At 65.5% G+C, this 3882-nt stretch carries 1 protein-coding gene and 2 pseudogenes; 2 read left to right on the top strand and 1 reads right to left on the bottom strand.

The genetic code is table 11. The annotated features are described in order from the left end of the window. Positions 1-50 precede the first annotated feature (50 nt). Positions 51-1360, bottom strand: a pseudogene (locus ACLBWX_RS22990) (IS701 family transposase). Positions 1361-1450: 90 nt separating this feature from the next. On the opposite strand from ACLBWX_RS22990, the pseudogene ACLBWX_RS22985 reads away from it, so the two are divergent. Both ACLBWX_RS22985 and ACLBWX_RS22980 read left to right on the top strand, forming a co-directional pair. Continuing rightward, positions 1451-1894, top strand: a pseudogene (locus ACLBWX_RS22985) (rhamnan synthesis F family protein); the annotation flags it as partial. Next, positions 1877-3802, top strand: coding sequence for a rhamnosyltransferase WsaF family glycosyltransferase (locus ACLBWX_RS22980; protein ID WP_447679219.1), 1926 nt, complete (start codon positions 1877-1879; stop codon positions 3800-3802). The pseudogene ACLBWX_RS22985 and the gene ACLBWX_RS22980, both read left to right, overlap by 18 nt. Positions 3803-3882 lie beyond the last annotated feature (80 nt).

Genomic DNA, 3882 nt, shown 5'->3' with positions numbered 1-3882 from the left:
CTAGCACTACTTTGGCAGATTGATCTCAAGGTGGTTGATTGAGCACAGCATCACAGTGCGGGCATCGCCGCGGTGGTGGCCGACTGAGGTGATCCAGGATGGCCTGTCGGATCGCCGGCATCGAGGGCTGAGGCGGTGGGCAGGCGATTCTTTTTTTTCCGCCCCGCCGCTGCGAGGCGGCGGGACTGGAGGAAGGCGTAGGCCATCATCGTCATCAGCGCGTGTCGATGCAGTCCCGTCCAGGATCGGCCCTCGAAGTGGTCGAGGCCGAGTTCCTCCTTCATCTGCTGGTGGGCCTGCTCGCAGATCCAGCGCGCCTTGATCGTAGCGGCGAGCTGCTTGAGGGTCGCGTCGGCGGCCAGGTTCGAGAGATAGAACTTGCGCTCGCCCGAGCCTCGCTCCTCGCTCCTCGCGCACCAGCTAGACGGCTTCCCCGGGCAGGTGCTGGTTGCCTTGTGTACCGATCCGTTGCGTCGGACCGTCTGCCATCCGGATGCGCAACGCACAGAAGCGAGCCCGCAGCCGACCCTTGGTCCCGTGCCGCCAGGTCACCGACCGGCCGGTCATGTCTGCCAGGATCGCCTCGGCCGCGACGGAGACCTGATCCGGCACATGACGCTGGCGCGGTCGCCCACGCCCCGAGACGGGGAAGATCATCGCCACGTCGGCCGGGTAGACCTTGTTGCGTCCCGAAATCCCGACGGCCCATCTCAGGCCGCGCGCTCAGGGCCTGTCGGAACGGGGCGGAGCAGCCATAACCCGCATCGACCAGCACACAGCCGAAGCGCACGCCACCCTCTCGGACCCGATCGATCTCCGTGACCGCGATCTCCAGCTTGGTGCGGGCTGCGCGCCGATCCTCGGGAACGCCGGCCCTGGCCATCCGGTCCGGGTCGGCCGTCCAGGTCTCGGGCAGGAACAGCGCCAGGCCGACCGCCACGGGCACCTCGCCGCGCGCCAGCGTGAGCGACACCAGCGTCTGGCAGTTGGCGGTCTTGCCCAGCGTGGTGGCGTATTGCGGCGCGACCCCGACCGAGTTGTTGCCCTTCTTCGGCAAGGCGGTGTCGTCGACGACGAGGATCGCATCTGCACCGCCGACCAAGCGATCGGCCTCGTAGAGAAGCGCCTGCTGAAGCGGCGCCTCATCCCAGATCCCGGCGGCGATGAAGTGGTGCAGCCGATCATAGGGAACCCCATCGTTCCGCGCCGCTATCGGCTGGACGCTCTTGCGGTCGCCAAGGCCGATCAGACCGGCCACGTAGAGGGGGCACATCGCCCGGCGTGCCGAATGCGACAGGCCCGCCAGGAACGGCTGCAGCCATCGATCCAGATCGTCACGCCATCCGCCAGCACCTGACATCGCGCGCACCCACGCTCATGACCGTGGCATGCGAATCCGCAAAAACCTCCCGCGTTCCCTCAATCTGCCAAAGTAGGGCTAGTCGGGTGCCAGGACATCTGGCGCGCGTTCAACATCGTTCTCCATCTGCACACCAAGGTCAGCACCCACGTCAAATGGGGCGCGGAGTGGCGGCACTATCTCTTCGATCAGACCCTGGGATCGAAGGCGCTCGTGGAATGGGTCCTCGAGCGCTTCGCGGCGGACCCGAAGCTCGGCTGCCTGTATCCGCGCAATTTCTATCGGATCCGGGAATACGTGAATGCCGAGCAGAATAGCCGCGCGATCAGCAACTTCCTCGACGTCCTCGGACTTCCGGCCGATGCGAACTTCCAGCCGGACTACCCAGCGGCGTCGATGGCCTGGTATCGGACCGCAAGCCTGGCGCGGCTTGCCGACGCACTCACGACCCTCGATCGATTCGAGGAAGAGGCGGATCAGGTCGACCTGACGCTCGCGCACGCCTTGGAGCGGATTATGACGCTGGTCGTGCGCGCCTCGGGCTACGCGGTGCGCAACTACATGACCGAGCGACGGGAGCGCCTGATTCCGGTCTCAGGGCTGCCTGATCGCGAGAGCAGCGCCAGCTGGCCAGCGACGCTCTGGCCGCGGGATACGCCGCGGATCGCCCGCCGCCCGCCGCTGCCGGTGGCGCCTATGAGTCGGCTCTACAATCCGGAAGCTCTCGACGTGCATTGGGTTCTGCCGGCTTTCGCACAGGGTGGCACTGGTGGCCACATGACGATCTTCCGACTCGTCAAGTGCCTTGAGCGCTTCGGACACCACCAGACCCTCTGGCTGCAGAATGCTAGCCACTTCGCCTATCAGGCGCTGGCCAAGCGGTTGATCCAGCAATGGTATCGGCCGATCGGATCGCGCATCCACGTCCGTTTCCTGCCGGACGACGTGCGGCAGATCTCGGCCGACGTGCTCATCGCGACGGATTGTTGGACCGCCTATCCGGTGGCGCAGGTGCAGAACGTCAAGGAACGCTTCTACCTGATCCAGGACTTCGAGCCCTATTTCCACGCCACCGGGGACCTCGCCCTGATCGCCGATGCCACCTACGATTTCGGGTTCGCCAATCTCTGTGCCGGGACCTGGCTCCTCGAGCGTATGCAGGCGCGGGGCGGCTGGGCGCAGGCTTGGGAGCTTTGTGCGGACCACGACGTCTATTTTCCAGGAAAGACGCTGCCCGCGCTCGCCGACCGGCCGCTCCGCATCGCCTTCTATGCACGCCGCTACACGCCGCGTCCGGCGGTCACTCTCGGCTTCGCCGCCTTCGCTCTGTTGCAAGAGCGCGGATTTTCTTTCCAGGTCGAGTTGTTCGGCGAAGCAGACCTCGAGTTCGACGACGCCTTTCCGCATGTCCAGCACGGCATTCTGACGCCGAAAGAGCTCGGTGAGCTTTACCGCTCCTGCGACCTTGGGGTGGTCTTCTCAACAACGAACTACTCGCTGATTCCGCTGGAGATGATGGCCTGCGGCCTGCCGGTCATCGAGATCGACGCCGAGAGCACCCGGGCGATCTTCGAGAACGACGAGGTCACCTTCGCGAGGCCGATGCCCTATGCCATCGCCGACGCAATCGAGAGCCTCGCCGCCGATCCGGATCGCCAGGCCCTGCAACGGGCGCGGAGCTTCGCCTTCACGCAAGCAACCTCCTGGGAACGCAGCGCCCGCGTATTGGAGGGCGCCCCTCTTGGAGCGGCTCGGCGAGAACGGGTACACACCAGTCTCCGTTGCGACGCTTCCCGCGCCCGCCTCGCTCAAGGGCACCCGTGCCACGGTCTTCATCCCGACCTACAATGCCGGCCCGGACTTCACCCGCGTCCTCGAGGCGCTGTCCTACCAGAATTGCGATTTCCATACGACGTGCTCGTCATCGACAGCGGCTCGACAGACGGCACCGCGGAGCGCGTCCGGGAGCGCGGCGGCCCATTCCGGGTCGAGACGATCGATAAGTCGGATTTTCAGCATGGCCGGACACGCAATCTCGGGATCGCCCGGTCAGAGGGCGACTACGTCGCGATCATCACCCAGGATGCCTGTCCGAAAGACTCGCACTGGCTGTCGGCCCTGATCGGCGGATTCGCGCGCAGCCCGCGCGTCGCGGGGGTGATCGGACGACACGAGGCCTATCCCGAACACGATCCCTTCACGCGCCGCGACATGAAGGAGATGTTCGACGGCCTCGCGCTGCTCCCCGACGTGATCGATCGCGACGGCGGCCTGCCGAGCTTCCTCTACCCCGGCGGTCAGAGCTGGGAGATGACGATGCATTTCTACTCCGACAACAACTCGGCGATGTCCCGGGAAGCCTGGAAGATCCTGCCCTACCCCGAGGTGGATTGGGGCGAGGACCAGATCTGGGCGGCGGAGGCCCTGCGCCTCGGCTTCTAGGTGTTTGATCCCGCGGTGTGGTGATACGGTCGAGCACCATGTTGCGAGGGAAGCGCTATGGGCCAAATTCTTCATGGAAG

Source organism: Methylobacterium sp. M6A4_1b, from assembly GCF_053345175.1.
Note: the sequence above shows the minus strand (reverse complement) of the source record. Positions and strands in the feature narration are given on the sequence as shown.